We start from the raw sequence: 18,572 nt of genomic DNA on the forward strand, positions 1-18,572 counted from the left end.
TTCCACTACATTCCCTTTTAGATAGCGTTCCCTACATTCACGAACCCGAAAGGCTTTAGAAAGTATCAAATGTTATGCCAATAGAAAATATAATGAGAATGCTGTTGAAAGCCTAATGACTTGTAAAAAGAACTATCCGAAATAACATATGCCTTTTCAGCACCTAAGGAGCGACCTCTTTCAAGGCTTCTAATACCACTGCTTTTCCAAGTCCCTTCTGCCGATACTCTGGAATTGTACATACAGGTTCTACATAAACATAATCCGTTTTTTGACTGTACCATAAGCCACAATAAGCAACGTATTCCCCATCTTCATTTTCGGCAACAATATGTAGGAATGAATTCATATTTCTTGCTGACAACATTCTTTTTTTCCTACCAATGCTGACTTCATCAACAGGCATAGGACCTTCGTGGTTAAAGCCCTTCCAAAGTAATTTCTGATACTTAAATAAATCATTTTTAACATCCATATTTTTTACTATTATGTCTTCAGGAATTACATAATCAAGACTAACATTCTCTAGTGTAAGTTTAAGTATGTATTCAGTCAGATCATTCTCCACAAACTTCTTACTGCGCAATAAATCTAGAGTGTGAGTATCTTTGTCATTCACTGCAATCCCCAGGCCATTTTCATTACTGAAAGTTGTAGTTGTATATTCTAATATATCTTGTTCTAATTCTTCAAACCCTTGTTTAGTAGCAAAAAATGCTTCACCAAAATAGTGGTCATAGGTTGCTATACCTACTAACTCGTCATTACAATACCACAAGCCAATCTTATCCATTAAGTCTCGATTGAATTCAGGATGATGAAACATCCACTCCCACCTTGCCCAGTTCCAATTTATATGCCTACGGTCATCTTTTGATAATTCAATCAAAAAATCACAAACTTGTTCATAATAAGATTCATCGAAATTTCTAAAAACAACCTTCATTTTAATCCCCCAAAAATAAATTATTTTTCAAGTCAAAAATACTATTGCGCCTTAAAAACCCTCTTCCTAGTTACTCACGCTTCTTGTAAAGTTCTTTACCCTCCTTATCAAATATTATTAAATTCTCTACTTCATTAACTCCAGTATTAGGAATCACATAACCCTTCTTTCCCGTAATCCCTCTTGAATAGGACTTTCCATCAGAATAACTAATTAAAATACGATCAGCTCCTGAGCTTAACATCTTGTTATTAATCAGAACCGCTACATACGGGTCGCCATTACCGACAATCACAGGATTGGAGTAATTCATTCCCCACGATAATTTTTGGTCATATATTTTCCCATGTTGATCTGTATAAAGGGTAATTAATGAGTTCTCGAGCAAAATGACTGCTGAGTCCTTAATCCATACACTATCTTGTAAATCTAAACTATGACTAGATACATAATCAGTGATTTGTTCATTGGTTGGGGCGTTATATATTAGCTCATTTTTGTTACACCCCATTAATAAGGCTGATATGAAAAGTATCAACACTATACATTTTTTCATTTTCCGCTCCTTGTATATATCTCCGAGATTCACATAACGTTCCTATATTCACGATGTCCGACGAAGTAGAATGTGTTTACTCATGTCCTCTTATTTAAACAAGCTACCTTATATCGGTAGCCTGTTCCGTATTACATATAAAATTAACAAAGGATGCTCATATCATATTCCAAAATGCTCACGAACTAATCTAAATTGTTCTTCAATCCCCAAAGTAGGTGTTCTTTCAAGTGTTCTGATATAGTTATTAACGCAAGCATTTCTAATCTCATGGGAGAATTTCACCATAGCTTTGTTGCCATGTTTAATCGTTTCCGCTGGATTTGATGTAAGGTTAATAACGTCCAAAATCATCTTATGGTCTTCTCTAAAGTAATATAGCCTTTCTATTTCTTCATCAGATGTATAAAGACACATCATTCTTTCTTTAGGAATAAAGGGTAGGATGCGTTCAGGCATTATCCCTATATCGATAATGATTGGTTTATCCGTTGGCATCTTCAATATATCAATAACGAAAAATTCCATCATCTCTTCAACGATTTCACAAAGCCATCGAAAATACACATCAGTAGGCCTATTAAACCACTCCTCCCAGTTTAAACCGGGATGGGGATATTGAAGTGCAGGATATTCAGTTTGAGTAGTGAATGGTCTATACTTCAAGACATCATCGCCCAATGTTTGAAATCCTAACTCTGCAACAAATTTCTTTGTCATCGTTGTCTTCCCCGCGCAACAACCACCATTTAACCAATACACATGCTTTAATTGTTCTTTTAAATAATTGTTATTTATTTCCATTTTTACCCTCCTCAATTTTTAATATTGAGGGAGATTACGGATTTTTATCGGTTTCTTATAACAGTAAAACAACATAATAAAATCCTCCTTTTCTTATTTATACCTAAATAGTATTCGCCGAGTAATAGTTTACTCCTTCATTTTCCACTAATCTGTCCATTTAGATTACTCATTAAAGTTACAACTTCAAGCCACATGACACTGCGGGTTGACTTCTCTCATATCTAAACCGAGCAGCTAGCATGCGGTGAGATACGTGGATGAATTGTTATGGGATACCTCAGACTTCATATACTTACTTACAAATTGTACTTTATCTTTATATACTTCATATTCAATATTCCCATATCGACTGATGTCTCTAAGTATCCAATGATCTGCTCAAAAGTAAAAACATTAAGGGTTTCAATCATAATTTCTTTGTCATAATTCAAATCGTCAAATATATATGGCACAAATTTTTCGACATCTGAAGATTTAACTTCCTCTAAATCCGGTATTGTTGGAATGTGATAGAGCTTGTTTCTTAATTCCTCTTCATATCCATAATGTTCAAGCAACTTCCCATTCAATAATCTAAAATCGTTATGATACTGTTTATATAGTCCCTCATTAGCTTCCATTCTGTTCCTTAACCAAGGTAAATTAAAACCTTTCAACCATATATCATCTGCAATTAAATGTGTGAAATAACCCAGAACATAAAGGTCTTCTGCCTGTGATCGATACTTATGTAAAAATCCTTTATAATCTACGTTTCTTGAATAATCCTGAATATCACCAGCAAAAAAATGTGATGAATCTTTTGTTGTGACAGCATCCGGTGCAATATTTCCAAGTAAAAAAGGCGCCTTATCTACTATTGATAAGGAATCTGCAATTTTATCCGCCACAATCAGATGCATTATTCTTGAACCCATACTTCTTCCTCCCTTCAATGAAAGTTTGAAGTGTTTTGCTTTCTTGAACTGTCCAATCATTATTTTTTGAATACTGATGTGATAATCATTTCTGCACATTCTTCCGCCGTATTCAAACTCGTATCGACTGAATAGCTATAACGGATGTGTGGCGACATTATTTTATTTTGCTCATCGGATTGATCTTCTCTTCTGTCACCACGTTCTATATTTCGCTTACGACAAAGATCTAACGGGCAGTACACCTCAATGATATCCAAAGGATATCCAGCAAATATATCTTGGACTTTACCATAATGCGGCTTTAATTCCGGTCTTTCAACAAGTATCCCATCGATTAAAACATTCTTTCCATGATCCGAAAATAATTTTGCTGTATGATACATTATAATGATGGCTTCACTTAAATACTTCCAGTAGTCTGTTTGCAAATGTTTATCACCAATCGTATTTTCAAAAAGATCATTGGCCACAACATAAAAAAAGGGATCAGAGTAATTTTGCATCGCTTCTACGATTGAAGTTTTACCTGAACTGGTTACGCCATTCAGAAATATAATTTTCCCTTTATCCATATGCTCATCTTCCTTTGCATGGGTTATGTTTGTGTGTCTACGACTTCTTCGAATTACTAAATACCTAGACCAATTTTGTAAAAGATAATAACTTCGTTCGAAAAGAATAGATCTATTCAATGTCATTACTAAGAATAATATTGTAATTATTAATCCACCAAATAGATGCACTATTAAATCAATTAGGTTGAACGTATAAGAATTTCTAGAGGTTTTTATTATCGCTGATGCTATTACTGAAAATGGAATCCATCGATTTACCATATCGAACGAGTACATGCCACATGTATTTTAATTCCTGAAGCACTTCTTCATAGTTACCTCTGTCAGACCAGAGATCAGGATTGCGTTTCAAATCGTTGACTGCATTCCCGATCAGACTTGCATCGATGTTACCATTCCTTGCAATTCGCTTAGCTAATGAGGGCATGGTTGGACCCCTAAAATCAGAGGGCACTTCCTCCGCACGCATCGCAAATCCCATATGCCAGAATAGTTTAATGGAATATTTGATGCAGATTTGCTCTAAGTAATTCCCTATTTTTGTTCCTTTGAACGATGGGTCAGCAACTAAAATTTCCACATCATCTTCAAGAACGATATCTCCATGAACTTGAGTTTCGATAAAATGGTTAAGATTCCGATGTGGGGCCAGTTTTGAGGGATCCTCTAGCGGACGTTCCAGATTGTACAATAGCTGATCTATCAATTTTTTAGGAGTAAGATCTTTTTCTCCAATAGCATAATCCCGGAAGAAAGCATCCGTAAAAAGCGCAGATAGAATATCGTCTAATTCCTCATATGTCCCCTTTTCCTTTGGAGCATCTTGAGAGCCACCGTAAGTGAACGTACAACGATGTGAAACATTCGGTTTTAAAAGAAAATAACAAGATCCGAATCGTGGAGACGGTCCATCCGGATGTAACAACAAATGAAGAGCCCCATACTTTGGCCTTTCAAAGTTGGTTACCCCCTCTATCTGATAAGCTCCGCCAAATAGTTTTTCCTCCCAAAGGTCCCGTGCACCACCTACATATGCCGATACGCTCCCATTGGATATGAAAGTCTCGAACTGACTTTTATAGATCCCCTGCTCTAATAATGATTGAGCCACACTTTTCATATCTACAACCGGACGATCCGGATGAAAATGCAAAGCCACCCTTGCATGGGATCTAAGCTTATCAACTGCTTCTTCAAAGGTATTCCAAGGAATATTGGACAACTGAAAAATTTCTTTGAGTGATGCTTGAGCCTCTTTTTTTGGGATCTCGCGCAACTATTTATGTGTTCAATTGCTGCGTTCTGAGATTTTGTATGTTGTCTGTTGTGAGACACAACAATCACCACCTTTTACCAAAATATATATTTAAATCTATTCTATAATAGTATGAGTTTTTTCGAATAACCTTCCCGTGTTCACGACGTCCCAACACCTTAAGCCCGAAGGGCGACCGCGATGCGTTTAGGTGGTGCGGATAAGTCCGGTTGCTTCTGCCTCCCCGTTATGAAATGCCTCCTCAAACCACATTTGGCTCCTCCCGGATCGAGAGAAGACGGAGTCGACCAATCCGAGTGGGTATAGTGTCAGATGATGGGGCTAACTTCCTAAAATTACATAACATTATTCTGGTTCTCTGTATTCTTTAAATACCTAAAATACGATTGCTTATTAAAATAGTCATATACTAAAATAATCAAAAATAATAATGGAGATATCAATAATATTTTCAATACAAATTCAGTATTATTTTTATTTATTAAAAGAAGTATAGCTATCAATACAATTAAAGAGATTATTCCTATATATTTATCTCTGCTCTTGTAATCAATTGTTTTCGCGAATGATCCGTAAACTGTACCAATTACGACTCCAATAATTGCTGGCACTGAGAAAGGCACGCCGATCAAAAATAGAATTCCATACATGGTTGAGAGGAAAATTATACTTGAAAGAAATATCATTATTTTATACTTCATTTCTGGTTTCATGATCTAGAACTTCACCACCTTTCAAACCATTCATCTAACGTTACCCCTTAGATTCCTCTTATCTTAGGGAAATCGATGTTATCTGCCTAATTATGCTTCATTGAAAATACCTCTGACAGATCAAGGACCGAATGGCCCTAAGCATGAATATATTGTTAGTGATACTTCGTACTTCATTGAATAACTCTCGAAATCCTATTCCTATATCTGTACAGTCATTACCAATCTTCAAGTTCTGAAAGCAACACACCTTTTTTGGTAAGTTTAAGACTATTATTCCTTGTAAAACCTTCAATACTCTGAATCTGCTTATTGATAAATGAGAATTCAAATATCTTTGTAAAATCTCCATTCAAAGTAAAATGAACTTTACTTTCTTCTGGAACAAATATAAGTGAAAATTGGGTTGGATAATCCCCACTTTGCTGAGCAGTATCCATAAGCAAGTTAAGGCCTGTTGCGATATTAAATGTTTCTTTGTTATTTGTAATGACTTCGTAGGCCTTTATATATCTATCATTTCCTGGTCCTTCAAAAGTTTTATATTCATTATCGAAATTATCCGATACAGGAAAATTAGTTAGTACCATGAAGTCCCTATCGGAAGAGTTAATATCAATGTTCTTTCTTCCAGGTTCAACAATAAATGTCTTCCGATTTCTCCCGGCTATCAAACTGTGGATACTATGACTCGGGACATTAACAATTACGTTATTGGTTAAATATTCACTTAATTGAGATAACTCAATCCGTCCTGAAAGAATTTCATCAAACAATTTCATAATATGTACGCAATTCTTTCCACGTCTATATTTGCCTTCTTCAATTGGATCGACCATTAATAAGTTCATAAATGTACCATTACTATTCAAACCGAATGCTGGATAAAATTGTCCATCATCATTCTGAAGAACTAATAGTTGATCTTCACCAATCAAAACAATTTTAATTGGTCTTCGAGAAATGTCGAAGTTCATACCAATAAATGTCTTGTCTAAATGAACAGCGAAACTAGTACACATTGAGGTAATCTCCTTTATTGTTTTTTCTTTTTTCGTCGTTCCGAAACATATAACGTTCTTGTATAACGAAACGAGCCAGCCTTAGATAGCTCTTATCTTAAGCTGGCTCGTTTGTTGTCTGAGTGTTCTTCCATGATTATACATCTGATAACCAAGGGGTGGTAGCCCCGCAACATGAATACATTGTTATGCGCCGTTACTGTCTTCGAAGCATCATCTAAAAACCTAAGATTCACCTCTATTTTTCACTTTGGTATAAAAACTCAACTTCACCATCTAGCAAATATCGATATTCAAATAATTGCATTGTTCTTTCCCTAATTCTCTCCCGTATAACCGTGCCTAGGCTTACCGATCCTTTTGATCCAATTCATTTTTGATTTAGTTTCGCTGTTCAAAGTAGTCGATTGACTAATATTTTGACAAGATGAAAACATTATCGTAATAAAAAATAATAAGAGTGTTTTACTTCCCATAAATTTCCTCCTTAAATATTATCTTTAATATTTATCGGTAATGGCGCATAACGTTTATGTGTTCCTGAACACGAGAGGCTTAAAAGAGCTTAGTGACTGGGTGGCTCCGCCACTTAGCATCGCAGGGTTGTCTGCCTGATTATCCTCATTGAAGATCCTCTCCAGATCTAGGAGCGAACGCGACGCAGTAAGAAAACGTTGTTATACGCTGGTTCGTTCCTTCGAAATCACTATCATTGAATGTTTCAAAATGGGGTTGTACAATGAAAATATAATTCTTTTCGGAGGGGTTCATGTATGAAATGGAGTCATATCCGTGAAATCTACCCTAATCATTGGGTTCTAGTTGAAGCTCTTGCCACTCAATCAAATAACCATATAAGAACGCTTGAAGAAATGTCAGTTGTTTCTGATTATGACGACCCTAAGCGTGCTTGGGCCTCCTATAAGAAACTTCATTTGTCAGAACCAACTAGAGAACTCTATGTCTTTTACACCGGAAATGAATTTATTGAAGTCATCGAGCAACCCTTTACCGGGATTAGAGGCCTTCGATTAAAATCCATCTTGTAAATGGTTTGCCTATTGTTACTCTTCCTCTATCTTACAAGAATAAATCAACTCTTCTGAATAATGTCCATCTAGATACCGGATGCTCCACAACTATTTTTGATACTGATCTTGTAGAACCAATTGGCATAGATATAGACTTTATCAACGGAAAATCGGTACGGATGTATGGAGTAGGGGGTTCAAGTGAATTATGTTATCAGCAGATTGTCTCAGATCTCTCTATCAATAGTATTGTGCTTAAAGATTTTACTATCCAACTAGGACTTACCAAAGAACCATATGGCTTCGATGCAATATTAGGTGTCGATTTTCTTTACAAATATGGTTTAAAAATAGATTTTGAGAAATTAGTTATTTCATAAAGGTTTCACAAACTTGCGTATAACGTTGTTGTATTCACGAACCCGAGAGGCTTAAAGGAGCATCAGGGACTGGGTCGAAGACTTAGTTTCGTAGGAGTTGTCTGCCTGATACGACTTCCTCCAAATCCCTCTGGCAAACCAAGGGTCGTTAGCCCCGCAGCGTGAATACAATGTTATCCGATGTCTTCGTTCCCTTGAGCTACCTACAAAGTCTTTCCACATTCATTAAGTACTTTATTTACAAATTCGGTCTTCCCATCCGTATAAGACTGGCGATTTTCTCTATACCTAATAACCAGTTCTTTCTTTAGACTGGCATATTCGACTACAAATTCGGGATTGCTAATTAATGCATCTCTGAAGGATATATGTCTTAATAACTCTTTGCTCTCTTTATTACAAACATATAAATGATGTTCAGGTTTCTGTTTTTTTACTATACTATAGGGAACATTTGCATCTTTTCTTGCAAAAGCTTCTCTGTTCTTAACACCCAAATTCCCTTCATGATAGTAACCTAAACTTTCTAATCCTTGAATTACATCTGGAAGCAAATCCATAGAATCAATTACTACATCAATATCTAAAATAGGTTTTGCCGCTAGTCCAGGTACTGCTGTACTACCTACGTGCTCGAATCCAAGTACTAGATCCCCGAGTCTATGTTCTATGATGGATTTCAGATCAGAAAACATTTCAGGCCATTCATTGTTGTAATCTTCAATAATTATTGTTTTTTTACTCATTCTTGAGATGCCCCCAAAAAATAAAGTATTTATGAAGATTTCAGATAACGTTGGTGTATTCACGACCCGGCGAATGTCGGACCAAGGACGAATGTCCGCAGCGTGAATATTATATTAGGTAGAGTTATTGCCTCCCTCGAATAATTGCATCAATTTTCTGTCTAACCACTCGTTTACTAATAATTCAGGTACAGAATCAGCAGGATTAGGAATTTCAATTGTTCCATCAGCTTTTATTATTTGCGGAATTGCCTTCATACTTGCAAAACCAGAAAGCACCGCACTCATAAAGAAAGTGCGTCCGCCATAATCATTTAGAAGATAAATATCCGATACAGTAATTCCCCTATGGGTTCCCAATACTAACTTTGTCACACCATCGATTAGCTTCACTAGATTTTCTACTTTTTTTGAAACATCTTTATAGTCATCAGTAGAGGAGATATCTGATGATTTTAAGCGATATTCACCTTCTTCTTTAAAAATTGTTAGCTTTTCGGTATTGAGTGACTTTGAAAGTTCATAAAGCTCCTTTTCATCTCCAGCTAAACATATGACCCACTTCATAGTGCCCCTCATTTCATTTTCACAATAATTACACCTAACGTTCCTGTATTCACGACGCGAGCCGACCATAGATAGCTCTTATCTTAGGTCGGCTCGTGTGTCGTCCGCCGAGTTATCTCCTATGATTAAACATCGGGACGACCAAGGGGCGTAGAGCGACAGTATTTAATATTGAATGTGATTTGTGGTTATACGAGCAGGGAGATTGCTGATGCTTTTAATGATACTGTTGCTGCTGTTACAAAAAATTCAACGAGCTAAGAAGAAAATGAAAGGCTATATACAGAATCTGCTTGTCTAATGTGGATGGCGTCTAATTTGGAAGCGAAAATATTTATTTGTTGAAAGCTATAATACTCCGGTGAGTATTAACCTCAAAGCCTTGTTACCGCACCACAACTAACAGTACAATAATTCCGAGCCAAATCAGCCAGGTTACTGGGTGACCGAAATTTAATCCCCAGCCGACTCCAAACCTTTTCTCGACGATTAGGTTTGGATCTTTGCGATTGAAATATATCATACCTAATATCCATTTATCATCATCATGGACAGGTCTGACATTGGAGCGATCGGCAGATCGCTCCAAGCGGCTTCCGCCCTGACCAGCCCAGAACGATAAGGCAAAGGCGTATAGGATGATAAAGGCTATTATGATTAGGATAATGGGGATAGCGAAATTGATGTTAAGCAGAGATATCATGTTTAGTTGCACGACGGAAAACAGAATAACTATTAAGAAGCTTGCTGTAATCATAAAATATGACCAAGTATGGCGGAATGTTACGTCTTGTCTGATGGAACGATTAGGATCAGTGGGTTGAACTTGATGCTTCACTCTGCGAATACTCCAGTTCTCGAATATGAACAAAAGTGTTATGAACACTTGCATTATCGTAGGCATAAACACAGAACTATAAGATTTAGCTGCATAGCGGTCTACGTTCCAACTGCTGTTAAAATGGATCGGAATCTGATCAGGAATCAGATCGTAGTTGCGTAGCACAGTTACAATACTAACAACAATAATTAAAACATGAATGAGAAACCAATTACTAGACAAGACAATGTTTCTTTTCCGAAAACCAGTGTCCACTGCTATGATCGATGGTTCCGGAGCAACAGGCAGCATAGGTAGTAAACTTTTCATTTTGAAATGATAGCTAATGTTTATGACTAGGGAGATTACGACCATGACGAGTGAATAAGTGACAATAATCCAACTTTGTTGCTTGGAATGCTCATCACCGTATATTAGGCAAATGATACAAAAATAATGAATAGGATGGTATGCAAGGCAGCACTAATCCTAGCATATGACTTCCGCATCTGGCGCAGAGGCTCACTGTGGAATTGTACAGGGCTGACGGTGACCCCAAAACTAATCGTCTCTCTTGTTAAATAAGGCATGCTTACCATGAGTACAATGGTAGGTATAAATACAAAGACCATTACTATAACAGGCATTATCGTCATATCATTCGCCTCCTCCTATACATAAGTGTGTATTCGAAAACTCTACCTCCAAAGTAATTTAAATTTTTTTATTATTTCTTTGCGGCTATTACATATAACGTTCCTGTATTCACGACGTTCCAGCGCCTTAAGGACCATAGGTCCGGCTGCCGCTTGCGGCAGTTAGGCGGTGTGATGTGTCCGGTGAATCTGCTTCTACGAATTGCCTCTTTCGGACCAAGGATCGGCTTGCCGATCCGCAGCGTTGAATACGATGTTATATGATGTCAGGGGTATCCTCGAAGATTCTTACAACGCTTAATTTCCAGGAATTTAAATACACCCCCAGTCATCTACATTACATTGACCATATTCATTATCACCCACTGAAACTACCGTGCCATCTGATTTAAGTCCGAGAGTATGAGCACATCCCGCTGCTACTGACACAATGTCATGCCAGTCATGCACATTGCACTGGCCGTGTTTATTCAGACCCACTGCCGCCACTGTACCATCAGATTTGAGCCCGATAGTGTGATAACTCCCCACCGCTACAGCCACTATATCGCGCCAATCACTTACCTTACATTGGTTATGCTTATTCGTCCCCGCAGCTACCATCGTACCATCTGATTTAAGTCCGACGGTATGAAGGTAACCCGCAGCTAAAGCTATAATATCGAACCATCCGTTTACATTACATTGAGAGTTCCGATTATTGCCCACAGCCATCAACGTTCCGTCAGATTTAAGACCAACAGTATGCCAGTCACCAGCAGTTATTGCCACCATATCACTCCAGCCACCTACATCGCACTGTCCTTCAGTATTTCTACCCACAGCCACCACAGAGCCATCTGATCTAAGTCCGACGGTACGACTCCACCCTGCTGCTACTGCTTGAATATCTCGCCAATCATTTACATCACATTGATGATGCTTATTCCAACCCACAGCCTCTACTGTACCATCAGATTTAAGACCGATTGTATGAGAATTACCCGTGTTCGTCGCCATGTGGACGTTACCAGCCGCCACTGATACAATATCGCTCCAGCCATTTATATTGCACTGGCCACATTTATTATCACCTACAGCCATAACCGTTCCGTCAGATTTAACTGCAACGGTATGCCGTCTTCCCCAGCTATAGTTACTTTAGGTGAATAGATTTTCATGTTAACCCCCTTTGTAAACAATTACTAATCAACTTATCTAATGGAGAAGAAATTAGAACTTCCTGTCTAACTCCTTGATATGGGTATTCCCCTGATTTCATATAACGTTCTTGCATTTCACGACGTCCCATCGACTTAAGGCAACTTGCTGCCGGCCGCGATGCGGTTAGTCGGTGCGGATGTGTCCCGACAATCATTTCCTCTCCCCTACTTCCGGGACCGAGGGCCATCAGGCTTGATCCGTGAATGTGGTGTTATCTGATGGAATGCCCCACTTCTTCGAATTAGAGACAAAACGTCGACCCTCGTTATATTTTCAGAGATATTTATTAATCGAATCAACAATCGTTTTCTTTTTACGGAATGACAAATCTTAATCAGCGAGAGCACGTTTTATGTTTGCCTTTGCTTCATCAATTAAACGCATATCATTATGATCAATTGCCTGTAGTATGATCAAAGTGGGGATATATATGGCTATCAATCGAGCTAATATCTTCGTTTCTTCATCAACTTCCCCATATACTTTGAAAAAGTTTGAACGCGCATCCGGTGGTAAAAAGCTATACACAACATTCAGGTCACAAGCAGGATGACCTATGTTGATATCTCCCCAGTCGATAATTCCTGAAATGATTCCACTCTCATTTACCAACATATTTTTGAAATGAAGGTCGCCATGAAGGAATGTATACTTTTGCTTCACTTTTTTAGTTTTAAGCTGTTCGATATAATTCGATAAAGCACGATACTCCTCATCACATAGATGTAGTGCAATATCGGAAAGGAATTTATGCATCTTTTCTTTGCGCATCGCAAGATCAGTCAGATTTCTATGATCATGTTGAACTCCATTTTCCTGGGCAATTTGCACGGGGAATGCATGTAAGCTTTTTAGAAATACCGCAAGCGTATTTGCTGAAAGCGCACGCTGCTTGTCAGTTAATCCGATTGGAAATTCTCCGGATAAATAGGAGTAGCCTAAGAAGGGTGCTGGATAACCATAATCCCCTACCCCAAAAAGTAACGGGATCGAATAGGCAATGGAACAATAGTCTTTAAGCTTAGGCAATATCTTTCCTTCCATCCTTAAAGAATGAATTGCAACTTCTCTTCTTGGAAATCGAAATACATATTCGGTCCCGACAAGATACACCGTGTTATCCCAGCCGTATCCCAGTTTTCGCACGCTCTTTGAAGCTAATTGTGGGAATTGAGTGCTTATTAATTTATGCGCTAATTCTTCTGATACTTCCCATTCTGCATCCCATTGATTCGAACTGCCCATATTCCTCAATCCACTCCTCCCTGGTAAAATAGAATTCCACCTTCCTGACCTTGAACTATGTTCCCTATCATACCATCGATACATTTGCTATTTTCCTGCCCGATATTTGTTTTCATAATCATCAACATTAATATAGTTCATCATGCAACAGGAGATTGGGAATGTGGCTCTTTCAATTGTTTTGAGGCATTATTTCAGATAACGTTCCTGTATTCACGACTCAGCGTGTGCTGAGTGTCCGGCGAATGCCGGACCCAGGACGAAAGTCCGTAGCGTGAATATTATGTTATCTGATGCTACGATGTATAGGCATACATAAACTTATGCACTTTCCATGATCTTCCCACTTGAAAGTATGTTCTCTCTTTAATAAAACAGTTATATCTTGTCTACCCTTACAATTAGGATTAGTTATCAGAGTATTTATTGGAGTTTGATATTCGCTTCTCATTGAAAATATCTGTCCCGTAGTTCCTTGTCTTGATGGATTAGCATATATTTTATTGTCAGAAATCATACAAAAAAAGGCCACATCATAATCGCGTTCTAAACAAACCTCTAAGCATTCTATATCTTGATAAGAATCTATTCTTGCAAAGTCATCAGCTCCCTGATCCTTTCTCTTAAATTTCAATTCTATCGCACCTCTTGCCAATACTTTAGCTCCATCATAAAAACCAAAAGTAATATCAATATATTTTTTGCGTCCACGTATATTCTCTTCTCTAGTTTCTAGGTCTACAAGAAATGTTTCTGTACGTGAAAAACAATATAGGTCTCCAAGACTTTTAATCACGTTAGCCAAGTAATGTTGAAAAGGTGCTTCTGTAGCAACATGAATTCGCCCTCCTATGAATTGAGCCATAAATATCTCCCATGCTTCCTGAATGAGAGTATCTAGTTTTTCTATTGGGTTTAGTTCTTTCATAATTTCCCTCCAGTAGTTTCAGATAACATTTCTGTATTCATGAACCCCAAAGGGGTTGTCTGCCGAATTGCCTCCTCGAAATCCATCTAGCAGACCAAGGCTCCATCGGAGCCAAAGAATGAATATTATGTTATACGAAGCACTTCGCTTCATTGAACTGCATTCAAAATCTCAATGACTAAAATAGCTTCTTCTTTATAACCTTCAAGATCGTTTAGTTTAATCCATTCAGGTTCATGATCTCTAAATTGATAGAATCTAATTACCACATCTTCTCCTTCGATTGTAGAACTTAAAATTAAAATAAAGTCTTTTTCAGGGTAGTTCAACTTTATATTCTCTTTCCAATTCGAAATGAGTTTTATTCCAGTCCTTAAATCCTCTATATGGTAATGATTAATTGAAGCTTCTAAATCTGTTCGATCTTGATAAATGGTTTCTTTAATAGAATCTGTCTCTCTTAAACTTGAAGCATCAACTAAAATGCAATTGTCCCATTCATGAAAAGTAGGGTTAAATAAATTCGAACTGATCGATTCCTTTGATTTAGCAAGCTCATTCAATAAATTTCTCATCGCCTTATTTGTTTTCATGTTTTTCCTGCTTTCGAAGTGTTTCGTATAACATTTAATGTATGTACTTCGTAAATAACACATATTCAGCTCAGTTTCTGAACTACTTTCATAATAAACCATATTGTTCCATTTGCGAAGGTACCACAACAAACAAAAGAGCAGCCTTTACACCTGGCTGCTCTCTCCTTACATAATCTAATTACTATTAAATAAAACCCTTTACTTCATACCACTACTCCATACCTCTCTCTCACTCATCGCCTTATGCTGCGCAATTAAGCAGAGTTCTGCGGCCTTAAACGCATGTTCCTGTGTCATCGCATTCTCTGTTCGATCGAGACAATCCCGGATCAGTTCACCGAAAAACGGATAACCGACCTGCCCTTTGACACTATAACGATATTCCCCTTCATGATTAACCAGGTACACCTGATCGCCTTCACGCTCTCTCGCCACGTCGATATACTTACGCAGCTCAATGTATCCGTCCGTTCCCAAAATAACCGTTCGCCCATCGCCCCATGTGCCCAGGCCATCCGGTGTAAACCAGTCTACCCGGAAGTAACCGGAAGCACCATTGTTACCGATTAGTGATGCTTCGCCAAAGTCCTCCAGTTCAGGGAATTGTGGATGATTGAAGTTATGCACCCTGCTGAAGCCTACCTCTGCATCCGTACAAGAAGCAAAGGTCAGAAACTGCTCGATCTGATGACTTCCAATATCACAGAGGATGCCGCCATACTTTTCATGCTGGAAGAACCATTCAGGCCGACCACCCGCGTTCAATCGGTGTGGCCCCGTCCCCATAACCTGTACAACCTTGCCGATGGCTCCCTGTTCGATCAGTTGTCCGGCATAGATTGCACTTTCCACGTGCAGACGTTCACTGTAATAGACCATATATTTCTTCCCAGTGCGTTTAACCTCTTCACGCGCAAGGGACAGTTGCTCCAGTGTAGTAAAAGGGGCTTTGTCTGTAAAATAATCTTTACCTGCGGCCATCACTCTCATGCCAAGTGGCGCACGCTCCGACGTAATGGCTGCTCCCGCCACCAAAAGCACTTCATCGTCCGCAAGGACATCCGCTTCAGATTCGGCGATCTGTGCCTGCGGGAACTGTTTCCGAAAAGCCTCGACTTTAGCTGGGTCAGGATCATATACCCATTTGAGCGTTGCCCCAGCTTCCACCAGCCCGCCAACCATACCATAGATATGTCCATGGTCCAACGCCACAGCAGCAATGGTAAACTCACCTGGACCACATACGACCTCTTTTTCAGACTCTTTGGAGCATAGAACATTCCGTCTTTTGCCATGTCTTCTTCATCCTTCCCCTATGGGCATTTGAATATTGAAAATCACTCTCTGGATTCTGCGTGCATTTCACAAATTAACATTACTTAAATGTCTGTGACAGATCAGCAGGCTGATTACCGCTCCCTGCCTTGTCTTTCTTTGAATTTGAACTGGCAATCCGCTCTTGCAAATGCTCATAGAACAAATTCTCATCGATCGGCAGATCCACCCAGTTATCGGTCCAGGTCGACAGCAGCATCGCATTGGATAAAGTTAAACCATGGATGCCCTCTTCTCCGGGAGCGATGAGCGGGGTTCCGTTTCGAATTGCATCGATCCAGTTACGAATCAGTCCAGGATGTCCGGTTTCTACACCATTTATCGGCACCTCGCATTTCCAGCATTCCGGCTGTCCAAATCCTCCGGTAAATCTCTGATTGAATTCAGGCTCGGGTTCACGAAGACGCCAGAAGGTCAACTGACCATCTTCAATGACAATTTTACCGCGATCCCCATTAACCTCGAATCGGTTGGTGCCCGGTGCTTCACCCGTCGTGGTCACGAATACACCTGTTGCTCCATTTTCATACTCGACATATGCCGTTACATCATCTTCCACTTCAATGTTCCGGTATTTGCCGAATGAACAGAAGGCACGCATACGAACCGGCATCATACCGATGGTCCATTGCCACAGATCCAGTTGGTGAGGGTCCTGATTGATCAGGACACCGCCCCCTTCACCAGCCCAGGTTGCACGCCAGCCACCCGAATCATAATAACTTTGGGACCGATACCAATTCGTAATAATCCAGTTGGTGCGCCGTACCTCACCCAGTTCCCCCGAGGCAATCAGATCCCTTAGCTTGATATATAAAGGATTGGTTCGCTGGTTGTACATCATGGAAAACACTTTGCCGCTGGCAGCAGCCGCTTCATTCATCTTGCGTACCTGTTTGGTGTATACTCCGGCAGGCTTCTCAATCATGACATGCAAGCCATACTGAAAAGCCTGAATGGCCTTTTCGGGATGGTCATAATGCGGGGTTGCTATAATGACCGCATCAATCGTCCCCGATGACATCATCTGCTCCGCATCCTGCCAATAGGTGACTGAGGCCGGAAGGTTGCTGGATACCCAGCTCTCCATTTCTTGTCTCACATCACAAACAGCAACCAGTTCTGCACCCGGTACTTCTCCTGCCACCAACGTTCTGGCATGCGCTGCACCCATATTTCCGATTCCAATGACCGCTACTCGAACCAAACTCATACCTGTACCTCCTCGTCCACACGACGTTCAATTTCGGCAAAAACATCTGCAAAGTGCTGTAACATCGCCTTCGATTCCAAGACTCCGCTAAAATCCTCAATGCCATAATACCCGTCATATCCAACGGATTTCAGGTCACGGAATACCTGCACCCAGTTCACCACCCCTTCGGTCAACGGGGTCCACTGGCAATGCCAGGCTGAAGCTATCGAAATTTCTGTATTCTGTTCATTTACACTGGAATTTGAATTCATGTTCGATGCATCCTTGAACCAGCCCGCATTCTTCACATGTACATGCGCCAGATAAGGTCCCAGCAATTCCAGCCCCATACGATGGTTCTCATACCCTTCATGCACCATATTGCCTGGATCGTACAAAACGCCTACATGCTGTGAGTCCAGCGATTGCACAAGCCGATAAGCCAGTGATGCAGTGGGTGCAATCGTTTGATGATGAGTTTCCACTACAGCCTTTACCTTATACTGTTGAGCCATTTCTTGAACCTCATTCAGATAATGCACAGCTTGTTTGTATAATTCAGGATAGCTGGTTTTGCGATCATAACCGGGAACCCCAACACGCATTGTGGATGCTCCCAAGGCTTGAGCGGATTGAAACGCCTGCTCTGTAGCAAGCAGATCCCCACAGCTTAGATACGGCACCAATGCAATCGATTGTCTGCCATGCTTTTTTGCCGCTTCACGGAATACAGGTACCTGTTCCTCCCACTGGTCCGGATCGATCGAGCAACGATTATGTCTCCAATAGGAAGGTTCTTCGGACAAAGCATCTGCCGGTATTCCGCGATATCTCCATTCGATTCCTTCGATGCCAGCTGCGGCTGCAGCTGAAGCCAATTCATCTGCCGTCAAGTCCGGTGTCGCTACAGTGAATACAGACAATTTCATCAACATTCATCTCCTTATGTAAACGTATTCAATTCAAGGTTGTAAACGCATTGTATCATTCATACGAAGGCCTCCATAGGGGTCAACGCGAAGAGATGAATGACAGATAAACAGCAGACCATATTC

General features: G+C 39.6%; 17 protein-coding genes and 4 pseudogenes. 2 read left to right on the top strand and 19 right to left on the bottom strand.

All coding sequences use genetic code 11. From position 1 onward, the window contains the following. Nucleotides 1–163: 163 nt before the first annotated feature. The 8 genes and pseudogenes from ACTWJ7_RS22395 to ACTWJ7_RS22430 form a co-directional block, all read right to left on the bottom strand. Nucleotides 164–946 carry a GNAT family N-acetyltransferase gene (locus ACTWJ7_RS22395; protein WP_443145890.1) on the bottom strand — a complete coding sequence of 261 codons (783 nt, stop codon included), beginning with the start codon at nucleotides 944–946 and terminating at the stop codon, nucleotides 164–166. A 70-nt stretch (nucleotides 947–1,016) separates the two neighbouring features. Then, nucleotides 1,017–1,502: a hypothetical protein gene (locus ACTWJ7_RS22400; RefSeq protein ID WP_301879108.1), complete on the bottom strand. Its 486-nt coding sequence runs from the start codon at nucleotides 1,500–1,502 to the stop codon at nucleotides 1,017–1,019. A gap of 162 nt (nucleotides 1,503–1,664) precedes the next feature. After that, the gene (locus ACTWJ7_RS22405) at nucleotides 1,665–2,306 is read right to left on the bottom strand and encodes a hypothetical protein (RefSeq protein ID WP_301879110.1); all 642 of its coding nucleotides are present in this window, start codon (nucleotides 2,304–2,306) and stop codon (nucleotides 1,665–1,667) included. Between the two features lie 299 nt (nucleotides 2,307–2,605). Beyond that, on the bottom strand, nucleotides 2,606–3,226 hold the full coding sequence (locus tag ACTWJ7_RS22410; RefSeq protein WP_301879112.1) for a zinc dependent phospholipase C family protein: 621 nt from the start codon (nucleotides 3,224–3,226) through the stop codon (nucleotides 2,606–2,608). A 59-nt stretch (nucleotides 3,227–3,285) separates the two neighbouring features. After that, complete coding sequence (locus ACTWJ7_RS22415; RefSeq protein ID WP_285079413.1) at nucleotides 3,286–3,801, bottom strand: phosphotransferase-like protein; 516 nt, start codon at nucleotides 3,799–3,801, stop codon at nucleotides 3,286–3,288. A gap of 205 nt (nucleotides 3,802–4,006) precedes the next feature. Continuing rightward, a pseudogene (locus ACTWJ7_RS22420) lies at nucleotides 4,007–5,139 on the bottom strand (DUF3626 domain-containing protein). 872 nt (nucleotides 5,140–6,011) lie between these two features. After that, nucleotides 6,012–6,815, bottom strand: a complete 804-nt coding sequence (locus ACTWJ7_RS22425) for a hypothetical protein (protein ID WP_301879115.1) — start codon at nucleotides 6,813–6,815, stop codon at nucleotides 6,012–6,014. Between the two features lie 238 nt (nucleotides 6,816–7,053). After that, a pseudogene (locus ACTWJ7_RS22430) lies at nucleotides 7,054–7,185 on the bottom strand (lysozyme inhibitor LprI family protein); the annotation flags it as partial. A 403-nt stretch (nucleotides 7,186–7,588) separates the two neighbouring features. On the opposite strand from ACTWJ7_RS22430, the gene ACTWJ7_RS22435 reads away from it, so the two are divergent. Both ACTWJ7_RS22435 and ACTWJ7_RS22440 read left to right on the top strand, forming a co-directional pair. Then, on the top strand, nucleotides 7,589–7,864 hold the full coding sequence (locus ACTWJ7_RS22435) for a hypothetical protein (protein ID WP_301879117.1): 276 nt from the start codon (nucleotides 7,589–7,591) through the stop codon (nucleotides 7,862–7,864). A gap of 5 nt (nucleotides 7,865–7,869) precedes the next feature. Next, nucleotides 7,870–8,226 carry an aspartyl protease family protein gene (locus tag ACTWJ7_RS22440; RefSeq protein WP_301879118.1) on the top strand — a complete coding sequence of 119 codons (357 nt, stop codon included), beginning with the start codon at nucleotides 7,870–7,872 and terminating at the stop codon, nucleotides 8,224–8,226. Nucleotides 8,227–8,429: 203 nt separating this feature from the next. On the opposite strand, the gene ACTWJ7_RS22445 is transcribed toward ACTWJ7_RS22440, so the two are convergent. From ACTWJ7_RS22445 to ACTWJ7_RS22495, 11 genes and pseudogenes are all read right to left on the bottom strand, one after another. After that, complete coding sequence (locus tag ACTWJ7_RS22445) at nucleotides 8,430–8,972, bottom strand: GrpB family protein (RefSeq protein ID WP_301879120.1); 543 nt, start codon at nucleotides 8,970–8,972, stop codon at nucleotides 8,430–8,432. 114 nt (nucleotides 8,973–9,086) lie between these two features. After that, on the bottom strand, nucleotides 9,087–9,539 hold the full coding sequence (locus tag ACTWJ7_RS22450) for a hypothetical protein (protein WP_301879121.1): 453 nt from the start codon (nucleotides 9,537–9,539) through the stop codon (nucleotides 9,087–9,089). Between the two features lie 385 nt (nucleotides 9,540–9,924). Beyond that, nucleotides 9,925–10,602, bottom strand: a complete 678-nt coding sequence (locus ACTWJ7_RS22455) for a DUF1648 domain-containing protein (RefSeq protein ID WP_443145891.1) — start codon at nucleotides 10,600–10,602, stop codon at nucleotides 9,925–9,927. 191 nt (nucleotides 10,603–10,793) lie between these two features. Continuing rightward, nucleotides 10,794–11,015 carry a hypothetical protein gene (locus ACTWJ7_RS22460; RefSeq protein ID WP_301879124.1) on the bottom strand — a complete coding sequence of 74 codons (222 nt, stop codon included), beginning with the start codon at nucleotides 11,013–11,015 and terminating at the stop codon, nucleotides 10,794–10,796. A 312-nt stretch (nucleotides 11,016–11,327) separates the two neighbouring features. Then, a pseudogene (locus tag ACTWJ7_RS22465) lies at nucleotides 11,328–12,140 on the bottom strand (RCC1 domain-containing protein); the annotation flags it as partial. 408 nt (nucleotides 12,141–12,548) lie between these two features. Beyond that, a complete protein-coding gene (locus ACTWJ7_RS22470) occupies nucleotides 12,549–13,463 on the bottom strand; it encodes a phosphotransferase (RefSeq protein ID WP_301879126.1) in 915 nt (304 codons plus the stop codon). Between the two features lie 286 nt (nucleotides 13,464–13,749). After that, nucleotides 13,750–14,391, bottom strand: coding sequence for a hypothetical protein (locus ACTWJ7_RS22475; protein ID WP_301879127.1), 642 nt, complete (start codon nucleotides 14,389–14,391; stop codon nucleotides 13,750–13,752). Nucleotides 14,392–14,540: 149 nt separating this feature from the next. Continuing rightward, on the bottom strand, nucleotides 14,541–14,984 hold the full coding sequence (locus ACTWJ7_RS22480; protein WP_301879128.1) for a hypothetical protein: 444 nt from the start codon (nucleotides 14,982–14,984) through the stop codon (nucleotides 14,541–14,543). Nucleotides 14,985–15,185: 201 nt separating this feature from the next. Next, nucleotides 15,186–16,282: pseudogene (locus ACTWJ7_RS22485) on the bottom strand (Gfo/Idh/MocA family protein). A gap of 80 nt (nucleotides 16,283–16,362) precedes the next feature. Next, nucleotides 16,363–17,535, bottom strand: a complete 1,173-nt coding sequence (locus ACTWJ7_RS22490; RefSeq protein ID WP_443145892.1) for a Gfo/Idh/MocA family protein — start codon at nucleotides 17,533–17,535, stop codon at nucleotides 16,363–16,365. Then, entirely contained in the window at nucleotides 17,532–18,446 is a 915-nt protein-coding gene (locus ACTWJ7_RS22495; protein WP_301879131.1) for a sugar phosphate isomerase/epimerase family protein, read from the bottom strand. Before ACTWJ7_RS22495 ends, ACTWJ7_RS22490 begins: the two co-directional genes overlap by 4 nt. Nucleotides 18,447–18,572 lie beyond the last annotated feature (126 nt).

The sequence above is a fragment of the Paenibacillus sp. 1A_MP2 genome, from assembly GCF_052244825.1.
GTDB lineage: Bacteria > Bacillota > Bacilli > Paenibacillales > Paenibacillaceae > Paenibacillus > Paenibacillus vandeheii.